Source organism: Armatimonas sp. (genome assembly GCF_031410135.1).
Taxonomy (GTDB): domain Bacteria; phylum Armatimonadota; class Armatimonadia; order Armatimonadales; family Armatimonadaceae; genus Armatimonas.
This window is the reverse complement of record NZ_JANNYP010000241.1, coordinates 1-2,808: the sequence shown is the minus strand read 5'-3', so window position 1 is coordinate 2,808 and position 2,808 is coordinate 1. Positions and strand designations below refer to the sequence as shown.

The window sequence follows — 2,808 nt, the reverse complement described above, 5'->3', positions numbered from 1 at the left end:
CCCAAATGATGGCCGCACGGCTCCCGATACCGTGGAGGCGATCTTCCACTTCAAGAGCCCGGACTTCATCATGACCTGGTCCACGGGCCGCGACTACCCCGATAAGCCGGACTGTGGCGTCGAGTTTGTGGCTGCCGATGGCAAGTTTGTCCGTGTCTGGCGCGGCGGCTGGAGTGTGCATGCGGCAAACGGCGACCTCATCCCCAAAGAGAGTGCCCCTGGCGTCAACGACCACTGGCAAAACTGGCTCGATGGCGTCCGCACCCGCACCCAGACCCGCTCCAGTCTCGCGTCCATGGCCCAGACTACTGCCGTCTGCCATCTTGCCAATATCGCGTACCTGTGCGGCGAGACCGTCCATTTCGACAAGACCAAGATGGACCTCGTGGGCAAGGCCGGGCGCAATACCACCTCGTACTGGCGCGAGTACCGCAAGCCCTGGAAGCTCCCCACCTACAAATAGCGTTTCTCGGATACCCAATCCCCCGATTGAAAGCATCCCCTGCTTTCAATCGGGGGACAATGATTCATGAAAAAGGCGCCATTACAGCAGTTCTCTTCACAGCGACGGCTCCATATGGGCGAGGTTTGTCTCATCGTCCTCAATGTCTTTCTGGGACTGAGTTTTCTGTTGATGGTGGTTGAAAACAAAATGGTCGGGTGGAAACTGCTTAGCTTTGGTGTGCCGGGCAGTTTGATAATTTGCGCAGCTCTTGGGATCGCCCTAAAACGGCGACAGCTCGCCCTCATCACTCAGGCACTTCTTACTGTGCTAGCCTTCCTTGCACTAATTTGCTATATCGTCCTAACGACAACAGGCTTTCCCATCGGAGACCCGTACATTCGCGTCGTCATGGATTTCTTTGTCCTAGGATCTCTCCTCATCCTGAGTGTCTACTTTGCCTGGTCTACCTGGCTTCTCAAACGGAGTGACAACTGATGCAAGCCCAACAAAAGCCAAAACCTCGTTCATCCAAAGAGTTCGAAGAGAAGATGAGTATCGGAGAATGGATGGTTCTCTTGCTCAACTTACTGTTGGTGCCTGTGGGAGTTCTTATGGTGATCGTTTTCGTGTCCATGGCTCTTCCTGGAGAATCAATAGAGACAACACTCGCCGTCTTCGGCTCGCTCTCTCTTGTCCTACTCGCAGGACTAACGGGTCTACTCGTATCCCTGAGCAAGCCACAAGTCGCGGCTTGGTGCCAGTGGTTGGGTGCCGTGTCCGTGACAGCACTCATGATTAGCCAAGCGATGCTCCAGCAACGCCTAGGAATCCCCTGGAACAATACCGAACAGCTCCAGGTACAGGGGATTTGCCTCACCATCTCACTCCTTCTCATCGCCTCGGGACGATTTCTGCGAGCGGTGGGTGACAAAAAATAATCCCCCTGTTTGCCGCACCGCGAACAGGGAGATTTCCCATGAGGAGATCACTGACTGATCTGGAAGCGGCCTCGGTCACCGGTGCGCAGGAGGCCGATTAGCTCGTAGTAGCCCAAGATGCTGGTCGGGTTGGTGCGGACGGCGGGGACGAGCATCCCGACTGTCTTGATGCACGGCTGGAGGCTCGTGGGATTGAGGTTCTCTCCGAGCATCTCTATATTATGGCGGCCATCAGCATTGGCAATCGGATTGATCGTGCCCACGACGGCAAACGCCGCATCGTTCAGAGAGACTTTTCCGACAAACTCACTGGGCGGATTGAGCTCACCGATCTCGCGAGGCAGGTCGTGTGTCAGAACCATCCGCCCTGAAAAGCCGGAGACACTCGTGAAGGTACCTAAGCAGGGATCCGGCGGAAAGAGGCCGATGCCCGCCGTGCCCCCAATAATCGTCTGACCACCCGTGACCGGCTTGTAGGCACGTAGAAGACTCAGGCGACCACTGTCGTTGTGAGCACCGGGGAGATTATTGATGACGTAGTTGCTAGCCAGCGCGTACGTTCCGCCCTGGGGAGCAACCGTCCCGTGGACATGAATCCCGGCAAAAGGGACACCCAGGCCCTGAAGATCCACAACCCCCGTGACTGTGCAGCTAATGCTCACCGGCACGTTCTGGCCCGTCATGTTAAGAATGCCCGAGTTGGGGTTGTTACTGACATTGAGAGTGGCACTGCTCATGCCACCACCAACCGTGCTGACTCGAAAGCCCGTCCATTTTGAACCCGCGATAAACGGTCCAGCGGCATGGGCAAAAGCAGTGCTGGAGAGCAGCGCGGCGGCTCCGAGCAAAGTGCGAAGGAGTGTTATTTTCATGGTGATTTTCTTTCTTTGTGTCTTTGTTTTTAGACAGCACCATGCTATGGCCCCACCGAAGACCAAAAGGTAGACAGATCGGCGCTCTTTGCGTGGTCGAAAGAAAAAATCCAAAAAAGCCATGGCAGATTTGACGAGATTTGACAGTGCCTCTATAACTTGGTAGAATGTCCCTTGCGCCCGTGGCCCGGCCCCGTTCTTCGGCGGCCGGGCTTTGTGCTGTTTTTAGAAAAGACGACTATGTTTGAGGCTCTCGCAGAAAAACTTCAGAACGCCATCGCCAAACTACGAGGGAACCAAAAACTCACGGAGGCGGATGTTGACGCCGCGCTCCGCGAGGTGCGTATGGCCCTGCTTGAGGCGGATGTCAACTTCAAGGTCGTCAAGAACTTCGTCGCACGGGTCAAAGAGCGCGCACTGGGCGAGGGTATCCTAGAGGGTTTGCAGCCCGCGCAAATGGTCATCAAGTTTGTTCATGAGGAGATGATCGCCACGCTCTCCGGCACCGATGCCGAGGGCAAACCACTCACCGAAGCGATTCCTCTGACGATGG

The 2,808-nt window shown here is 55.8% G+C and carries 4 protein-coding genes and 1 pseudogene; 4 read left to right on the top strand and 1 reads right to left on the bottom strand.

The features are described from left to right. The 3 genes and pseudogenes from RMO15_RS08725 to RMO15_RS08715 all read left to right on the top strand — a co-directional run. A pseudogene (locus RMO15_RS08725) lies at positions 1-463 on the top strand (hypothetical protein); the annotation flags it as partial. A 66-nt stretch (positions 464-529) separates the two neighbouring features. Then, on the top strand, positions 530-940 hold the full coding sequence (locus RMO15_RS08720; protein ID WP_309710710.1) for a hypothetical protein: 411 nt from the start codon (positions 530-532) through the stop codon (positions 938-940). Positions 941-993: 53 nt separating this feature from the next. Then, positions 994-1,383 (top strand): hypothetical protein, encoded by a 390-nt coding sequence (locus tag RMO15_RS08715; RefSeq protein ID WP_309710709.1) that lies wholly within the window; start codon positions 994-996, stop codon positions 1,381-1,383. Between the two features lie 47 nt (positions 1,384-1,430). Here the strand turns inward: RMO15_RS08715 and RMO15_RS08710 are convergent, their stop codons facing one another. Next, complete coding sequence (locus RMO15_RS08710; RefSeq protein WP_309710706.1) at positions 1,431-2,255, bottom strand: hypothetical protein; 825 nt, start codon at positions 2,253-2,255, stop codon at positions 1,431-1,433. A 240-nt stretch (positions 2,256-2,495) separates the two neighbouring features. Between RMO15_RS08710 and RMO15_RS08705 the strand changes: the two genes are divergently transcribed. Further along, positions 2,496-2,808 (top strand): signal recognition particle receptor subunit alpha (locus tag RMO15_RS08705; RefSeq protein ID WP_309710703.1); only part of this gene is annotated, 313 nt, incomplete at its 3' end.